General features: G+C 68.8%; 1 protein-coding gene. It reads left to right on the forward strand.

Annotated elements, in window-relative coordinates; all coding sequences use genetic code 11:
• Window positions 1-449: glutamate synthase central domain-containing protein (locus HR086_RS47525; protein ID WP_217442266.1), on the forward strand; the 449-nt coding region annotated here is incomplete at both ends.

A 449-nucleotide genomic window follows, 5' to 3' on the forward strand; every position in this document is an offset into this window, starting at 1 on the left:
GCAACGGCCTGCGCCCGGCACGCTGGATGCTGACCGCCGACCGCCACTTCCTGGTTGCCTCTGAAGCGGGCGTGTGGGAAGTGCCCACCGAGCGGGTGGTGCGCAAGGGCAAGCTCGGCCCCGGCGAAATGATCGCGATCGACCTCAAGCGCGGCGACCTGCTCGACTCCGATGCGGTCGACCGCATCAACCGCGGCCGCGCGCCCTACAAGCAGTGGCTGCAGCAGGGCGTGACCTACCTGCAGACCGAACTGATCGACCCGTCGCTGGTGGAAGAGCCGTTCGACGAAGCCACCCTGCGCAGCTACCACAAGCTGTACCAGCTCAGCAGCGAGGAAGTGGAGCAGGTGCTGCGGCCGCTGGCCGAGACCGAGCAGGAAGCCACCGGCTCGATGGGCGACGACACGCCGATGGCGGTGCTGAGCCAGCGCAGCCGCCCGCTGTACGAC

This window comes from Myxococcus sp. CA039A (genome assembly GCF_013336645.1).
GTDB classification, from domain to species: Bacteria; Myxococcota; Myxococcia; order Myxococcales; family Myxococcaceae; genus Myxococcus; species Myxococcus llanfairpwllgwyngyllgogerychwyrndrobwllllantysiliogogogochensis.